At 68.4% G+C, this 15962-nt stretch carries 16 protein-coding genes and 1 pseudogene; 8 read left to right on the forward strand and 9 right to left on the reverse strand.

Features of this window, described 5'->3' with window-relative positions:
- On the forward strand, positions 1–1353 hold a 1353-nt coding region (gene gatB, locus IV088_RS05640), incomplete at its 5' end, for an Asp-tRNA(Asn)/Glu-tRNA(Gln) amidotransferase subunit GatB (RefSeq protein WP_291098913.1).
- A gap of 133 nt (positions 1354–1486) precedes the next feature.
- On the opposite strand, the gene IV088_RS05645 is transcribed toward gatB, so the two are convergent.
- Together IV088_RS05645 and pyrE are read right to left on the reverse strand one after the other, a co-directional pair.
- Entirely contained in the window at positions 1487–2149 is a 663-nt protein-coding gene (locus IV088_RS05645; protein ID WP_291098916.1) for a DUF4124 domain-containing protein, read from the reverse strand.
- Positions 2150–2157: 8 nt separating this feature from the next.
- Positions 2158–2874 carry an orotate phosphoribosyltransferase gene (pyrE, locus tag IV088_RS05650; RefSeq protein ID WP_291098919.1) on the reverse strand — a complete coding sequence of 239 codons (717 nt, stop codon included), beginning with the start codon at positions 2872–2874 and terminating at the stop codon, positions 2158–2160.
- Here pyrE and IV088_RS05655 point away from each other — a divergent pair.
- Positions 2873–3676, forward strand: a complete 804-nt coding sequence (locus IV088_RS05655; RefSeq protein ID WP_291098923.1) for an exodeoxyribonuclease III — start codon at positions 2873–2875, stop codon at positions 3674–3676. The genes pyrE and IV088_RS05655 overlap by 2 nt on opposite strands.
- Before the next feature lie 13 nt (positions 3677–3689).
- Here IV088_RS05655 and IV088_RS05660 read toward each other — a convergent pair whose 3' ends face one another.
- The 3 genes from IV088_RS05660 to IV088_RS05670 all read right to left on the reverse strand — a co-directional run bounded on the left by IV088_RS05660 (position 3690) and on the right by IV088_RS05670 (position 5919).
- On the reverse strand, positions 3690–4028 hold the full coding sequence (locus tag IV088_RS05660; protein ID WP_291098926.1) for a chaperone modulator CbpM: 339 nt from the start codon (positions 4026–4028) through the stop codon (positions 3690–3692).
- Positions 4025–4936 carry a DnaJ C-terminal domain-containing protein gene (locus IV088_RS05665; RefSeq protein WP_291098929.1) on the reverse strand — a complete coding sequence of 304 codons (912 nt, stop codon included), beginning with the start codon at positions 4934–4936 and terminating at the stop codon, positions 4025–4027. Before IV088_RS05665 ends, IV088_RS05660 begins: the two co-directional genes overlap by 4 nt.
- A gap of 92 nt (positions 4937–5028) precedes the next feature.
- A complete protein-coding gene (locus IV088_RS05670) occupies positions 5029–5919 on the reverse strand; it encodes a class I SAM-dependent methyltransferase (RefSeq protein WP_291098931.1) in 891 nt (296 codons plus the stop codon).
- A 144-nt stretch (positions 5920–6063) separates the two neighbouring features.
- Here IV088_RS05670 and IV088_RS05675 point away from each other — a divergent pair, with 144 nt between their 5' ends.
- A complete protein-coding gene (locus IV088_RS05675) occupies positions 6064–6957 on the forward strand; it encodes a LysR family transcriptional regulator (RefSeq protein WP_291098934.1) in 894 nt (297 codons plus the stop codon).
- Positions 6958–6984: 27 nt separating this feature from the next.
- Here IV088_RS05675 and IV088_RS05680 read toward each other — a convergent pair.
- A pseudogene (locus tag IV088_RS05680) lies at positions 6985–7200 on the reverse strand (glutaredoxin domain-containing protein); the annotation flags it as partial.
- 282 nt (positions 7201–7482) lie between these two features.
- Between IV088_RS05680 and IV088_RS05685 the strand changes: the two are divergent.
- Both IV088_RS05685 and IV088_RS05690 read left to right on the forward strand, forming a co-directional pair.
- The gene (locus tag IV088_RS05685; protein WP_367171570.1) at positions 7483–8475 is read left to right on the forward strand and encodes a LysR substrate-binding domain-containing protein; all 993 of its coding nucleotides are present in this window, start codon (positions 7483–7485) and stop codon (positions 8473–8475) included.
- A gap of 43 nt (positions 8476–8518) precedes the next feature.
- The gene (locus tag IV088_RS05690; RefSeq protein ID WP_291098937.1) at positions 8519–9157 is read left to right on the forward strand and encodes an MBL fold metallo-hydrolase; all 639 of its coding nucleotides are present in this window, start codon (positions 8519–8521) and stop codon (positions 9155–9157) included.
- A 32-nt stretch (positions 9158–9189) separates the two neighbouring features.
- On the opposite strand, the gene IV088_RS05695 is transcribed toward IV088_RS05690, so the two are convergent.
- Both IV088_RS05695 and IV088_RS05700 read right to left on the reverse strand, forming a co-directional pair.
- The gene (locus IV088_RS05695; RefSeq protein ID WP_291098940.1) at positions 9190–9426 is read right to left on the reverse strand and encodes a hypothetical protein; all 237 of its coding nucleotides are present in this window, start codon (positions 9424–9426) and stop codon (positions 9190–9192) included.
- Between the two features lie 47 nt (positions 9427–9473).
- The gene (locus tag IV088_RS05700; protein WP_291098943.1) at positions 9474–10328 is read right to left on the reverse strand and encodes a M48 family metallopeptidase; all 855 of its coding nucleotides are present in this window, start codon (positions 10326–10328) and stop codon (positions 9474–9476) included.
- Positions 10329–10375: 47 nt separating this feature from the next.
- On the opposite strand from IV088_RS05700, the gene IV088_RS05705 reads away from it, so the two are divergent.
- Entirely contained in the window at positions 10376–11815 is a 1440-nt protein-coding gene (locus IV088_RS05705; protein WP_291098946.1) for an MFS transporter, read from the forward strand.
- Here the strand turns inward: IV088_RS05705 and IV088_RS05710 are convergent.
- A complete protein-coding gene (locus tag IV088_RS05710; protein WP_291098949.1) occupies positions 11781–13334 on the reverse strand; it encodes a class I adenylate-forming enzyme family protein in 1554 nt (517 codons plus the stop codon). The two genes, IV088_RS05705 and IV088_RS05710, sit on opposite strands and share 35 nt — an antisense overlap.
- Positions 13335–13421: 87 nt before the next feature.
- Between IV088_RS05710 and IV088_RS05715 the strand changes: the two genes are divergently transcribed.
- Together IV088_RS05715 and IV088_RS05720 are read left to right on the forward strand one after the other, a co-directional pair.
- Entirely contained in the window at positions 13422–14153 is a 732-nt protein-coding gene (locus IV088_RS05715) for a response regulator transcription factor (RefSeq protein ID WP_291098952.1), read from the forward strand.
- 253 nt (positions 14154–14406) lie between these two features.
- Positions 14407–15660, forward strand: a complete 1254-nt coding sequence (locus tag IV088_RS05720; protein WP_291098955.1) for a HAMP domain-containing sensor histidine kinase — start codon at positions 14407–14409, stop codon at positions 15658–15660.
- Positions 15661–15962: the final 302 nt, after the last annotated feature.

A 15962-nucleotide genomic window follows, 5' to 3' on the forward strand; every position in this document is an offset into this window, starting at 1 on the left:
CAGGCCTGCGCGGTGGACCTGGCCCTGCCGGGCACGCTGCCGGTGATGAACCGCGGCGCGGTGGAGCACGCCATCCGCCTGGGCCTGGCGCTGGGCTCGCACATCGCCGAGCAGAGCGTGTTCGCGCGCAAGAACTACTTCTACCCCGACCTGCCCAAGGGCTACCAGATCAGCCAGTTCGAGATCCCGGTGGTGCAGGGCGGCGAGGTCAGCTTCTTCCTGGGTGACGAGAAGAAGACGGTTCGCCTGGTGCGCGCGCACCTGGAAGAAGACGCTGGCAAGTCGCTGCACGAAGACTTCATCGGCCAGAGCGGCATCGACCTCAACCGCGCCGGCACACCGCTGCTGGAGATCGTGACCGAGCCCGACATGCGCTCCAGCGCCGAGGCCGTGGCCTACGCGAAAGAGCTGCACAAGATCGTGACCTGGATCGGCATCTGCGACGGCAACATGCAGGAAGGCTCGTTCCGCTGCGACGCCAACGTCTCGGTGCGCAAGCCGGGTGCGCCGTTGGGCACGCGCCGAGAGATCAAGAACCTGAACTCGTTCAAGTTCATGCAACAGGCGATCGACTACGAGATCCGCTGGCAGATCGAGCAGATCGAAGACGGCCATGCGATCCAGCAGGCCACCGTGCTGTTCGACCCGGACACGGGCGAAACGCGCGCCATGCGCACCAAGGAAGACGCGGCCGATTACCGCTACTTCCCCGACCCGGATCTGCCACCGCTGGTGATCGCGCGCAGCTGGGTGGACGAGGTCAAGGCCGGCATGCCCGAGTTGCCGCGCCAGATGGCCGAGCGGCTGGTGGCCGAGTACGGGCTGCCCGAGTACGACGCCATCACCGTGACGCAGAGTCCGGCCATGGCGGCGTATTTCGAGACGGCGGCCAAGGCCAGCGGTCAGGCCAAGATGGCCAGCAACTGGATCATGGGTGAGGTGTCGCGACGGCTGAACAACGAAGAAAAAGACATCGCTCAGGTGCCGGTGGATGCCGAGACGCTGGCCGCGCTGCTAAAGCGCATCGCAGACGGCACGGTGTCGAACAACGCCGCCAAGCAGGTTTTTGAAGCCCTTTGGACAGATGATCGGCAATGGGAAGCAGATGGACTCGTGGCGGAAGCGCGTGTCTTGCTCGTCATCGAAGCCAAAGGCCTCAAGCAGATGAACGACAGCGGCGCGCTGGAAAAAATCATCGACGAGGTGATGGTCGCCAACGCGTCCATGGTCGAGCAGTTCCGCGCGGGCAAAGACAAGGCCTTCAACGCCCTGGTGGGCCTGGTCATGAAGGCCAGCAAGGGCAAAGCCAACCCGCAACAGGCCAACGACCTGCTGCGCCAAAAACTGCAATAACGGGGGCAGAGGCCGCCCAACCGGCGGCCCAGCCGGAGCGCGTGCCCCCACCCAGCAAACGCGCTGGAACCGGCTTCGCCGGGCCACTGGCGTTGTCCCCTTGGGGGGAAGCCGCGTCAGCGGCTCAGGGGGGTTATCGAGTGCCCCAGAGCGTCTTCAGCTTGGCCAGTTCTTCGTCAAACCGCGCGTTGACGCGCTGTTTTTCCTTGCCCTGGTCGTTCAGGAAGCGGGTTTGAATCTGGATCTGCTCCGCGTTGTCCTCGATCTTCCGCTTGAGCCAGGACGGCGCCTTGGTGACGTCGTTCTGATAGAACTCCAGTTCGAGGTCGATGTCCCGACGCTGTTTGACCAGTTCCTCTCCGCGCTTCTTCACCGCGCCGATCACATCGTCGATCTGCGCCAGCGCCTCGGCGCGTTCCTTGTCGTGAACCGCCTGGTTGGGGTAGCGGATCAGCAGCGCGCGGTCCCGCCGTTTTTCTTCTGCCACCCGCGAACGCTCTGCGTCTTCCAGCTTTTTCTGCGCGTCGAGGCGGGCGCGCTCGTCGGCGGTGTAGCTCGGGGGCAGCACCCGTTTGACCACGCCGGAATTGTTCAACTCGCGCTGTTCGCGGTCCAGGCAGTCGACGATGGGACGGTCGGATGTGATGCGCCGCCCCTTGCTGTCGACGCAGCTGTAAATGCCCGCCTTGCCTTTGTCTTGTGCAAGCGCGACAGAACACAGCGACATCGCCACCAAACCCAGCGCCGCAAGTCGCAGCGCGTGGACAACAACCGGGATCGAAGTGAAAACGGGCAAGGGCTTCCTCAAGCGACGCCGTAGCGTTCGCGGTAGGCCAGCACGCGGTCGCGGTGGCTGTTCGGTTCGTCTCCCGTGTGCATCGTCAGATAGTGCAGCAAATCCGACAGCCTCGCAATGGCGCAGACCTGCATGCCCAGCTGGCGTTGCACATATTGCACCGCACTGTGGTCCACGTCACGCACCTGCCCGTCGGGGCCCACTTCGGTGGCCTTCTCCTGGCGGTCCAGCGCGATCACCACGGCGTGTGGCGTGGCTCCCGCGGCCTGGATCAGGGCGATGGACTCGCGTGCGGCGGTGCCGGCCGACATCACGTCGTCCACGATCAACACCCGGCCTTTGAGCGGCGCTCCCACCAGCGAACCACCTTCGCCGTGGTCCTTGGCTTCCTTGCGGTTGTAGGCAAACGGCACGTTGCGCCCCAGGCGCGCGAGTTCGATCGCGACCGCCGCGCCCAGCGGGATGCCCTTGTAGGCGGGGCCAAAGATCATGTCGAATTCGATGCCGCTGGCCACCAGGGCTTGTGCATAAAATTGCGCCAGCCGGCCGAGTTTGGCACCGTCGTCGAACAGTCCGGCGTTGAAAAAGTAGGGCGAGAGCCGCCCGGCCTTGGTCTTGAACTCGCCAAAGCGCAACACGCCCGACTCCACGCAGAATTGCACGAAGTCCTGCGCCAGCACGCCGTCTTTTGTTCCGGCAGCCGCCGAGCCCGCTTCCAACACCATGGGGAATTCCTTGTTCAAACTGACCAGCCTCAACCTCAACGGCATCCGCTCCGCCAGCAACAAAGGGTTGGAGGCGTGGCTCGCCGGGCACCAGCCCGATTGTATTTGTGTGCAGGAAGTCAAGGCCCAGGCGCCGGACGTGGGCGGGCGCTTCGAGGCCATCGCCGGTCTCAAGGGGCACTTTCACTTCGCCGAGAAGAAGGGTTATTCCGGCGTCGCCGTGTACACGCGCCATGAGCCCAGCGACGTGGTGGTGGGCTTCGACGGCGGCGAGTTCGATGCCGAAGGCCGCTACGTGGAGCTGCGTTTCGACACCCCCACCGCGAAACGCTCCATCATCAGCGTGTACTGCCCCAGCGGGTCTTCAGGCCCCGAGCGGCAGGAGGCCAAGTACCGTTTCCTCGACGTGTTCTACCCGCACCTGATGGCGCTGAAGGGCCAGCGCGACTTCATCATCTGCAGCGACGTCAACATCGCCCACCAGAACGCCGACCTGAAAAACTGGCGCAGCAACCAGAAGAACAGCGGCTTCCTGCCCGAAGAGCGCGCCTGGATGACCAAGCTGCTCACCGATGGCGGCCTGGTGGACGTGTACCGCCGGCTCCAGCCCGACACCACCGACACCTGCTACACGTGGTGGAGCAACCGAGGCCAGGCCTACGCGAACAACGTGGGGTGGCGGCTCGACTACCACCTGGCCACGCCGGCGCTGGCGGACCACGCCAAGACCGAAGCCATCTACAAGGCCGAGAAATTCAGCGACCACGCGCCGATCACGATCGAATACGACTTCACGCTGTGAGCCGCTGACGGCCTCAGTGCCTCGTCGGCAGCTGCGCCTGCAGCGAGCGCACCTGCTGTTCCAGCGTTTCGATGCGCTGGATGTGGTCCAGCAGCAGGGCCACGGCAAACATGTCGAGGTCGAAGTCCAGCCGCAGCTTGCTGACCGTGCGCATGCGCGTGACGCAGTCGGCGCTGAACATGCGCAGGTCCGCCTCGGATGGACCGGTCTGCAGCGGCTGCAGCGCGCCGTATTCCACCAGTTCGTCCACGTCGTCGGTGCTGATGCCGCAGACCCGCGCCAGCTCGGGCTGTGTGACGCTCTGCACCTCGTCGAGCCAGACCCATTCAACGGCTTGCAGGTTTGTGTTCATGGCGTGGCTCCTTGCGGTGTGGCGCGCGGGTGGAATGGAGAGTCTTTGGCGAGCGCTTCAAACAGCTCGCGTTCGCGCTCTGTGAGGGTGGCGGGCACGTCAATCAGCACGACGGCGTACAGATCGCCCGCGGCGCTACGGCCGTTGGCCAGGCCACGCCCGCGCAGCCGCAGCTTGCGGCCCGAGCGCGTGCCGGGAGGCACGGTCAGCATCACCGAGCCGTCCAGCGTGGGGACCTCGGTCTCGGTGCCCAGCGCCGCTTCCCAGGGCGTGAGCATCAGGTCGAAATAGAGGTCCTGGTGGTCGGTGCGGAAGATCCGGTGCGGCGCCAGCGTGATGTGCAGGTAGATGTCGCCATCGGCGCCGCCGTTCTGGCCCAGGCCGCCTTTGCCGCGCAGCCGCAGTTTCTGGCCATCGCGCACACCGGGCGGCACGGTCACCTCCAGCGTGCGCTCCTGGCCGCCGTCGTCCAGGCTCAGGTGCACGGTGCGTCCGCGGTGGGCGTCCTCCAGGCTGATGCGCACCGTGGTTTCCAGATCGCGCCCATCCCGGGGCAGCGGGCCCTGGCGCGGATCGCGGCGGCCCCGACCCATGGCGGCGAGCAGGTCTTCGAGGTCCATCTCGTCAAACGCTGTGCCGTTGGTGGCGTGGTCGCGGCCCCACTGAGGTGGTGGTGAAAACGGCTCGCCGGCCGGGTGCTTGCCCAGCTCGTCGTAGGCGGCGCGTTTCTCCGGGTCCTTCAGCGTGGCGTAGGCCTCGGCCACCTCCTTGAAGCGCGCCTCGGCGCCATGCGCCTTGGACATGTCCGGGTGGTGCTCGCGGGCGAGCTTGCGGTAGGCCTTCTTGATGGCGTCGAGGTCCGCGTCACGCGGCACGCCCAGGGCGGCGTAATAGTCTTTGTAGTTCATGCAGGACTCCCGGGGACACAGCTTGATTGACCAGAATAACCGGGTCTGTGCGCTGGCGCACCCTGGGCTTCTCCCGCTCCATCCGGCCCGCTTCAGCGCTGCGCCGCCGTGAGCAACAGCTCGTTGGGGCCGACCCAGCCCCCGGGCGTGTTGAACTGGCCGAGGCGCTCCTCCATGTCGGCCCACGCGGCCTCGGCGGCTTCGGGCGCCAGCCGCCCGAGGATCTGCTGGATCGGGCTGGCCGAGGCGCGCACGAAGTCCAGGTAGTGGCGCGCCGTGGGCAGGTGAAAGGGCGCGTCCAGCGCCGTGGTGGCCACCTGCCGGAAGCCGGCGGACTGGAACAGCTCATTGGTCAGGCCGGGCTTGCCCAGGCTCAGCAGGCCGCCGGGCTGGTAGGGGTTGCGCGGGGGCAGCCCGGCGTGGTGCAAGGCGGTGGCCATGAGCAGGCCGATGCAAGGGTTGCGTTCGGGCCGCGAGAACACCACGGTGCAGATGCCGCCGCCCGTGCGCAGCGTCCGCTGCATGGCGCGCAGGCCTTGCAGCGGATTGGGAAAGAACATCAGGCCCAGGCGGCACACCACGGCGTCGAAGCTGGCGGGTGGCACCGGCAGGGCCTCGCCGTCGGCCACCAGGGTCTGCACGTTGCCGTGACCGGCCTGGCGTGCGTTGTCCTGCGCCAGCGCCAGGATGGCGGGCGACAGGTCGGTGGCGAGCACGCGGCCCGTCAGGCCCACGCGCTGCGCAATGTCCAGCGTCTGGTCGCCCGCGCCGGCGGCCACGTCGAGCACCGCGTCGCCAGGGCCGATGCCGGCCATGTCGATCATGGCGTCCGTCGCGGGGCGCAGCCAGGCGCGGATCTCTGCGGTGTGGGCGTTCCAGCCCGGGGCCGAGCGGTCCCATTGTTCGCGGACAGCGGCCTTGAAGGCCGGGCTGTCCGGGGGTGTGATGGGGGTGTTGGCGACAGGGGCTGAGGCGGTGGTCATGGCGGACTCCTCGGAGGGTGTTGGCGGTGCGGGATGGCCAAACCAGTCTGGGCCGTCGACACCGCCGCCACAAGCCGCAGGCTCGCATAATGGGGCCGCAGAAATGCATCCCCCGAGGCATCTGCCCACCCGAGGTCGCTCGCCATGTTCGACTGGAATGACCTGAAGTACTTGCTGGCAGTGGCGCTGCACCAGAGCACCACCGCCGCCGGGCGCGCCTTGCAGGTGAACCAGTCCACGGTCCAGCGCCGGCTTGCCGAGCTGGAGCGCAGCCTCGGGCAGCCGCTGGTGGTGCGCCATCCGAGCGGCTACCGGCTCACAGGGTTTGGCGAACAGTTGCTGCCGCTGGCGCAGGACGTGGAGCGCGCCGCGCTGGCGCTGGCCCGGCATGTGGAAACCTTCCAGCGCGATGTGTCGGGCGTGGTGCGCGTGACCTGCCCGGAGCCGCTGATGTTGCGGCTCTCCAGCTCGACGCTGCTGGAGCGCTTCCGCGCCCGCTACCCCGCGCTGCAGGTGGCGTTCGTGATGAGCGACAAGTACCTCGACCTGGCGCAGGGTGACGCGGACATCGCCTTGCGTTCGGGCGACACGGAAGACAGCGCCCTGATCGGCCGCAAGGTGGGCGATTCGCTATGGGCGGTGTATGCCAGCCCGAAATACATCGCGCGGCGCGGTCAACCGGGCAGCGTGCAAGACCTGGCGCAGCACGACTGGGTCGGCTTTGACGAGAGCATGGCCCAGCACCGCGCATCGGTGTGGCTGCGGCAGGTGGCGCCGGCGGCCCATGTGGTGGCGCGCAACGACAGCGTGCTCGGGCTGGTCTATTCGGTGAAGGCCGGCATGGGCCTGGCCCCGCTGCCGACCGCGCTGGGCGACGCCGAGCCCGACCTGGTGCGGGTGCTGGGGCCGATCCCCGAGCTGGCGCGCATCTGGCGCGTGCTCACCACGGCGGAGCTGCGGCACACGCCGCGCGTGGCGGCGCTGTTCGACTATCTGGTCGACGAGATTGACGCCTTGCGGCCCATCATCACCGGCTGAAGAGGTGACGGCCGCGGCCGGCTTGCTTCAACCGGCCAGAAGGGTTTTCAGTTCACCCGAAGCGATCTGCCGGGACAGGTCGTCGCCGCCACCGATCAGCGTGCCGCGCACGAACACCATGGGAAAAGTCGGCCAGCCGGTCCACATCTTCAGTGCGTTGCGCCGCCGCCAGCCGGAAAAGTAGCTGCCAAATTCCAGGTCTTCGCAGGGCACACCCGCGTTCGCCAGCGCCTTGCGGGCCTTGCCCACGAACGCGTTTGCCTCGCACTGCAGTGCCGTCACCGAACGAGAGGGCCATCACCATCACACACGGCTTCCAGTCTTGCATCGAGCCCCTTGTGGCCGGGGAGCCAACGGCCCGCACTTCCGGTAAGAGGTGCTTTTTGCCGGCATCGGGTGCCTGGTCGGCGGGTGTCTTCCGGCGGGTGGCTGGAAGAGATGGTCGGCAAAGTTGGTGAACGCATTACAGTGGCGCCAGCGTCATCTGTCCAATACCGATTGCGCGACGTGTTATCTTGAAACAAGATGGATGACGCCTTCCTGACCCATTCCCTCTCCACCATGGAACTTCGACAGCTGCGGTACTTTGTGGCCATCGCCGACAGCGGCAGCTTTTCCAAGGCGGCCGAGCGGGTGTTTGTCGCCCAGTCGGCGCTCAGCCACCAGGTGGCCCAGCTTGAAGACGAGCTGGGCGCCAGCCTCTTTCACCGCTCCCGCCGCGGGGTGGAACTGACCGACGCCGGGCAGCGCTTTTTCCCGCACGCGGTCTCGATCCTGCGGCAGGCCGAGGAGGCGCTGCAGAGCGCGCGCCACACCGACGACGAGCCGCGCGGCAAGGTGGTGTTCGGCATCCCGCACAGCGCCTCCAATGCACTGGCCCTGCCCCTGCTGCGCGAGGTTCACCAGCGCTTCCCACGCATCGAGCTCGAACTCACGGAGGAACTCACGGGCAACCTCACGCGGCAGCTGCGCACCGGTCAGATCAACCTGGCCGTGCTGTTCGACGATGGCCATCTGGCCGGCTTCACCAGCCAGCGCCTCCTGAGCGAGCAGCTGTGCCTGATCGAGCCCGCCGGGCCCGGCGCCATTCCGGCCACGACGGTCACGCTGGCCCGGGCGCTGGCGCAGCCCCTGATCCTGCCGGCGAGTCCGCACGGCGTGCGCCCCATCATCGAGACGGCAGCGGCCCGGGCCGGCCTCGCGCCGCCCCAGGTGTTTGCCGACATCAGCTCCATCAGCATCCTGCGCACCACGCTGTTGGCCGGGCTGGGCCGCACCCTGTTGCCTGTGATGCCGTTGCGGCCGGAGATCGACGCCGGCCTGCTGGTGGCGACGCCGGTGGTGGACCCGCCCCTGGAGCGCGTCCTGGTGCTGTGCGCCTCGGCGCACATCCCCTTGTCGTCGGCGTCCCAGGCCGTGGCCAGCCTGGTGATGGCGCTGGTGCAGCGGCTCTGCACCGAGGGTCATTGGCCCGGTGCCACCCTGTTGCCCGGGGACGCCCACCTGGCCGGGGCCTGATTGATACAGTACCGCCAGCCCATCAACGCCCGCCCCGAGACCCATGTTCCAGTACCTCACCGTCCCCGTCACCGCGTTCGCGCAAAACTGTTCCATCGTCTGGTGCGATGAAACCCTGGACGCCGCCGTCATCGACCCGGGGGGTGAGCTGGAACGTGTGCTGGCCGAGGTGAAGCGCCTGGGCGTCACGCTCAAGGCGATCTGGCTCACCCACGCCCACATCGACCACGCGGGCGGCACGGCCGAACTCGCCGCCCAGCTGGACCTGCCGATCATCGGCCCGCACCCGGGTGACCAGTTCTGGATCGACGGCCTGCCGCAGCAGAGCGCGATGTTCGGGTTTCCGCCGGCGGGCCATTTCACGCCCACACGCTGGCTGGCCGATGGCGACACGGTGCAGATCGGTCACTGCACGCTCAACGTGCGCCATTGCCCGGGCCACACACCCGGCCACGTGGTGTTCCAGTCACCGGAGGCGCAGCGCGCTTTCGTGGGCGACGTGCTGTTCGCCGGCAGCATCGGTCGCACGGACTTTCCGCAAGGCAACCACGCGCAGCTGATCAGCAGCATCCGGGAGCGCCTCTGGCCCATGGGCGACGAGACGGTGTTCATCCCCGGGCATGGCCCGGAGAGCACGTTTGGCGAAGAGCGGCGCTTCAATCCGCATGTGAAAGCGGACTGAGAGCGGGCTGAGCGGCCCGCCCTGCCGCGGGCTCAGAGGCTGAGCAGTTTCTTGGCGTCGCCGAGGGCCTTCATGGACTCGTCGTGCTTGCCTTCCTTGTGCATTTTCTCGCCTTGCGCACGCAGGGACTTCACCTTGTCCATGTCGGTCGCGGACAGGCTCGGGTTGGTCCCGAGCTTGGCATCGATCGCCTTCATTTCGTTGGGGCAGTTGTGGGCAAACGCCACAGAGCAGAACAGCAGGGCGGACGCGGTCACCAGGGTTTTCATGTGGTGTCTCCTTTGGGTGGGTGCCGGCAAACGCCGACAGGCGGATGCTAGCCCCGCCGGGCCTGCTCGTACAGGCCCATCACCTTCGGCACGTTCGCCTGCAGTTCCTTGATGCGGTTGGGCCCGCTCGGGTGGGTGGAGAGAAACGCCGGGCCGCCGCCCTTGTTGGCCGAGGCCATCTTCTGCCACAGGCTCACACTGGCCCGGGGCTGGAAGCCGGCGCGGGCGGCCAGCTCCAGTCCCACGAGGTCGGCCTCAGACTCGTCTTCGCGGCTGAACTTGAGCGTGAGCAGCTGGGAGCTCAGGTCGGCGGCGACCGTGCCGATGTTGCCCAGGCCCAGCAGCTCGGCGCCCAGGCGCAGGCCGAGGTTGGTGGCGCTGCTTTTGGCCAGCCGCTCGCGCGCGTGTTCGCGCAGCGCGTGGGCCATCTCGTGGCCCATGATCATGGCGGCCTCGTCGTCCGTGAGCTTGAGCTGGCTCAGGATGCCGGTGTAGAAGGCGATCTTGCCGCCGGGCAGGCAGAAGGCGTTGATCTGGTCGCTGTTGATCAGCGCCACTTCCCAGCGCCAGTCCTTGGCGCGCGGGTTCCAGGCGGCCGCAAACGGAATGATGCGCTTGGCGATCGCGTGCAGCCGCTGGGTCTGCGGGTGGTTGGCGGGAACGAGCGCGTTCTTTTGCTTCGCTTCCTGCACGGTCTGGACGAACTGCTGGCCGCCGGCCTGTTCGATCTGGTCCGCGGGCACGAGCTTGCGCATGCTGGAGGCCTTGCCCACATCGACCTGCGCCACGGCGGGCAGGGCGGCCGCCGCAGCCCCCGCGAGCACGAAGGCGCGGCGCGCCTGCCAGGGGCCGCGCTGTGGAGCGGGGGCGGGGGATGTCTTGAGGTCGCAGAGAAAACACATGGGTCAATAATAGGCAAAGCCCCCGCCGGGCGCACCCACCTGCCGCAATGACCGAGAACGCCGTCACGCCTTCGACCACGGACACCACCGTCCGACCCACCTGGGGCGAAACCCTGCGGGCCTACCTGGAGCCCGCCAGCCTGCGCATGTTCGCGCTCGGTTTCTCGGCCGGGCTGCCGCTGCTGCTGGTGCTGGGCACGCTGAGTTTTCGACTGCGCGAGGCGGGGCTGGACCGCACGACCATCGGCTACCTGAGCTGGGTGGGGCTGGCCTATGGCTTCAAGTGGTGCTGGTCGCCGTTGGTGGACCGGCTGCCGATCCCGCTGCTGACGCGCTGGATGGGGCGGCGTCGCAGCTGGCTGCTGCTGTCGCAGGGCGCGATCATGGCGGCGCTGGTGGGCATGGCGCTGTCGGACCCGCGCACCGGGCTGAACGTGGTGGTATGGTGCGCGCTGGCGGTGGCGTTTGCCTCGGCCACGCAGGACATCGCGCTGGACGCGTACCGCATCGAGTCCGCCGACGCGCGGCACCAGGGCGTGCTTGCCGCGACCTACCAAACGGGCTACCGGCTGGCGATGATCTGGGCGGGCGCGGGCGTGCTGTGGCTGGCGGCGCGGGCCGAGGTGGCGCCAGTGGCGCAGGCCGCCGCCGCGGTGGCTTCGCAGGCCGCGGGTGCCGTCTCGGCCGCCGCCGATGCCGCCAAACCTGCGCCCGGTTCGCTGTACCAGAACGCAGCCTGGACCACGGCCTACCTCGTCATGGCAGCGAGCATGCTGGTCGGCGTGGTCACGGTGCTGTTCTCGCGCGAGCCGGTGCAACTGGCCGTGCCGCCCGCGCGCAACGCGGCCGAGTGGTTCCGGGGCGCGTTCGTCGAGCCCTTTGCCGACTTCCTGAAGCGCTACGGCCATCAGGCGCTGCTGATCCTGGCGCTGATCGGCGTCTACCGCATCAGCGACGTGGTGATGGGCATCATGGCCAACCCGTTCTACGTGGACATGGGCTACACCAAGGACGAGGTGGCCGCGGTCACCAAGGTCTATGGCGTGATCATGACGCTCGTGGGCGCCTTCATCGGCGGCGCGCTGTCGCTGCGCTGGGGCGTGATGCGGGTGCTGATGCTGGGCGCCATCCTGTCGGCCGCGAGCAACCTTCTGTTCGCCTGGCTCGCGGGCCACGGACACGACGTGACGGCGCTGATCGCCGTGATCTCGGCCGACAACCTGAGCGCGGGCGTGGCCTCGGCCGCGTTCATCGCCTACCTTTCCAGTCTGACCAACGTGACGTATTCGGCCACGCAGTACGCGCTGTTCAGCTCCATGATGCTGCTCGCGCCCAAGTGGCTGGCGGGGTACTCAGGCGCGTTTGTCGATGCCCACGACTACCCGACCTTCTTCACCGCGACGGCGTTGCTCGGCTTGCCCGTGTTGTTGCTGATCTGGCTGGCCACGCGCCTCATTCCACTGCCGGAGCGTCCAGCAGGGTCTTGAGCGCGGCCTTCTGCACCTTGCCCAGCGCGGTCTTGGGCAAGGCCTCGACCCGCAGCCAGCGCCGGGGCCATTTGTAGCGCGCCAGCCGGCCGTCGAGGAACCGCTGAAAGGGCGCAGCCCAGTCGCTGCCCACCGGCGCATCGGGCTGCAACACCAGCACTGCCACCGCCACCTCGCCCCAGCGCGCATCGGCCTGCCCGACCACGCTGCACTCGACCACCAGCGGGTGCTGCAGCAGCAGGTTCTCGATCTCGGCCGGGTAGATGTTTTCGCCGCCCGAGATGATCATGTCCTTGGCGCGGCCCACCACGGTGTAGCTGCCGTCGGCCGCCTGCTGCGCGAGGTCGCCGCTGTGGAAGAAGCCGTCGGCGTCGCAGGCCGCCCGGTCGGGCCAGTAGCGCCGCACCACGTTGGGCGCGCGCAGGCAGAGCTCGCCCACCTCGCCGGGCGCCACCACCTCGCCCAGCGGGCTGCGCAGCGCCACCTCCACCCCCGGCGCGGGCCAGCCGCACGAGCCGGCGTGCGACACCGCGTGCTCCGGCGGCAGGGCGATGGAGAAGGGCCCGGTCTCGGTGCTGCCGTACACGTTGCACACCGGCACGCCCCGCGCGTGGAAGGCGGCCACGGGCGCGGGCGGCAAGACGCTGGAGCCCGCCCACACGGCGCGCAGGCACGAGAGGTCGGTGGCCGTCCACCACGCATGCTCGGTCAGCGCCTTGAGCGTGGCCGGCACCTGCAGCGTGAGCGTGGGGCGTTCGGTGGCGATGGCCTGCAGCGTGGCGCTGGCGTCGAAGCGGCTGTGCAGCAGCACGTGCGCGCCGACCGAGAGCGCGGGCAGGGTCTGGATGCACAGGCCGCCCACATGGAACAGCGGCAGCACGGTGAGCACCGTGTCACTCGCGGTCAGGCCCTGCACCTGCGCCGCCATGGCCATGTTGGCCAGCAGGTTGCCCTGCGTGTGCACCGCCGCCTTGGGCGCGCCGGTGGTGCCCGAGGTGTAGACCAGCAGCACGCCGAGGTCCGTCGCGTCGGTCGCGGGCGCGGGAAGGGCGTTCGGGGTCGCCCGGGTGTTCAGGTCGCGCAGCGCGATGCAGAGCGGGCCACCCGGCGCGGCGCACAGGGAGATGGCCGCGTCGGCGAACGCCGCGTCGTGCACCAGGCAGCGCGGCGCGCAGTCGGCCAGCACGGCCGCCCACTCGGCGGGCGCGAGCCGGTGGTTGAGCGGCACGAGCATGGCACCCAGCCGCGCCAGCGCGAACAACAGCGCGATCTGGGTCGGGTGGTTGAGGCCCAGCCAGGCGACGCGGTCACTCGCCTGGATGCCCCAGCGGGCGGCGAGGTCCTGCGCCAGCGCGTCGGCCTGTTGCATCAGACCCGCATAGCTCAGCGGCGGCAGGGCGTCCTGGCCGGGCTCACGGCCGCTGAGTGCCGGGGCATCGGGTCGGGCCGTCGCCAGGCCGCGCAGCAGCGCGGTCAGCGAAGGGGCGGGCAGCGGCAGCGGGGTGGACGGCGTGAACATTCACGCAACTTTACGCGAGCGATCCACGCGCTTCACGCGCGTGCGCGACGATGCCTGCTCAATGACCGGACCGGTACACTGATTCCCATGAACGCCCCCAGCCCCACCCGCCTCCTGATGATCGAAGACGACGCGCGTCTGGCGCAGATGGTCACCGAGTACCTGGCCCAGTCCGGTTACGCCGTGACCCACGCGAACGACGGCGAAAAGGGCCTGGAGCAGCTGCCGCTGCTGCAGCCCGAACTCGTGATCCTGGACCTGATGATGCCGGGCATCGACGGGCTCGAAGTCTGTCGCCGCATCCGTGCCCTGCCCAACGACAGCGCGCGCGTGCCGGTGCTGATGCTCACCGCCAAGGGCGATCCGATGGACCGCATCATCGGCCTCGAACTGGGCGCCGACGACTACCTGCCCAAACCCTTCGAGCCGCGCGAGCTGCTGGCGCGCATCCGCGCGGTGCTGCGGCGCCGGGGCGAGCCCACGGGCAGCGCGACCGCCACGCGCAGCACGCCGGTCTTGCGCTTCGGTTCGCTGGAGATCGACCGCGACGCGCGCACCGTGCAGGTGGGCAGCGGCGTGTGCGACCTGACTTCGTACCAGTTCGACCTGCTGGTGGCGATGGCCGAGCGGGCCGGACGCGTGCTCACGCGCGACCAGATCATGGAGGCGGTGCGCGGGCGCGAGCTGGAGGCGTTTGACCGCAGCATCGACGTGCACATCGGCCGCATCCGCAACGCCATCGAAGCCGACAGCAAGGAGCCCAAGCGCATCCTGACGGTTCGGGGCGTGGGCTACGTGTTCGCGAAACAACAGGATTGACGGTGACCCCCCTGCGCCGCTTCGCTCGCCTTGCAGGCCGCAGCATGGGACAGAGCCCATGCTTCTTTGGGCTGTCCGAGCCTGCGCAGGCAGGCTCGGAGCCGCGGCCCTCAGCCCCCCGGGGGGACAACGCCTGCAGCCCGGCGAAGCCGGTTCTGCGGCGTTCCCGGTTGGGGGGCGCCTCGTTGGCTTGGCGTGGTCTGTTCGACCGCCGCTGTCGTGATCCGTCGGCTGGCCAGGAAGGGGCGTGGCCATGAAAGGTCTGTGGGGCCAGCGCCTGTACCTGCGCATCTGGCTGGCGGTGGTGGCGGCGGTGGCGGTGCTGGCGCTGATGGCGGGCTGGTTGTGGCAGATGGCGCTGGACCGCGACCGCGAGGAGCGCGATGCGCGGACGGCCCGCGAGATCTTTCTGCGCAACGGCGCGGGCGAGATCGTCGGCCAGGCGCCCGCCCAGGCGGTGCGTGTGCCCGGCCAAGGGCTGGAGTTCCAGGTGCAGATGAAAGACGGCGAGACGCTGTACATCCAGCTGCCCCGGCCCAACCGCCCGCCGGGCAGCGCGGCGGCGAACCGCCGCAGCCTGTTTGGCCTGCAGTCGCCGTATGGGTTTGCCTGGTTGCTGGGCCTGGTGGCGCTGGCCGTGGCGCTGGGTGCCTACCCCATCGTGCGCCGCCTGACCAAGCGCCTGGAGGCCTTGCAGCGCGGGGTGGAGCGCTGGGGGCAGGGGGATCTGAGCACGCGCCTGCCGGTGTCGGGGCAGGACGAGGTGGCCTTTCTGGCCGAGCGCTTCAATTCGGCGGCCGAACGCGTGCAGACGCTCATGCTCTCGCACAAGGCCTTGCTCGCCAACGCCTCGCACGAACTGCGTTCACCGCTGGCGCGCATCCGCATGGGGCTGGAGCTGCTGGGCCACGACGCGGCGCATGCGGGCCAGCGCGCCGAGGTCGCTCGCAACATCGAGGAGCTGGACCAGCTGATCGACGAGATCTTGCTGGCCAGCCGGCTGGACGTGCGCGACGCCAACGAAGCGTCGGCCCTCGGACCGACCGAAGAGGTCGACCTCGTGGGGCTGGCGGCGGAAGAATGCTCGCGCACCGGCGCCGAACTCGATGTCGCCGAAGGCATTTCGCCGGTGCTGGTGCAGGGGCACGCCAAGCTGCTGCGCCGCCTGCTGCGCAACCTGCTGGAAAACGCGCGCCGCTACGGCCAGCCGGTGGGAGCGGGCGGTGTGGTCGAGCCGGTGCGGCTGGGGATCGCGATGCACACGACCGGTCGCGGGCCAGCCATGGTGCGGGTGAGTGTGGAAGACCGGGGCCCTGGCGTGCCGGCCGAGCTGCGTGAGCGCATCTTCGAGCCTTTCTACCGCCTGCCCGGCGCCAGCGAGAGCGTGGGTGGCGTGGGCCTGGGCCTGTCGTTGGTCAAGTCGATCGCCACCCGCCACCAGGGCCGCGTGCATTGCGAGGACCGACCCGGCGGGGGGGCGCGGTTTGTGGTGGACCTGCCGCTGTAACTGTCGGTAAATGCTGTTTCTCTGGCGTACAGGTGTGCGGCAGGCGATGCCTCGGATTCATAGGCCTTTGGGTATGTTTTTCGTGCCAACCGAGCGCCGATTTGCCACAAAGTGCTGCGTTTCTCCCCCAAACGGGGGATGTACGAAACACTTATTGCAACGCACAATTTGCGGGTTGCTGTCACAACATCATCAATCAAAGATCCGGCAAACACCACACGTTTTTACAGCGTTTGAAACTGGTCTCCCAACGACGTCCTTCCAAGGACTTTACAAAGCCACCGCAAGGTGGCTTTTTTTTG

The organism is Hydrogenophaga sp., assembly GCF_018780075.1.
Lineage (GTDB): Bacteria > Pseudomonadota > Gammaproteobacteria > Burkholderiales > Burkholderiaceae_C > Hydrogenophaga.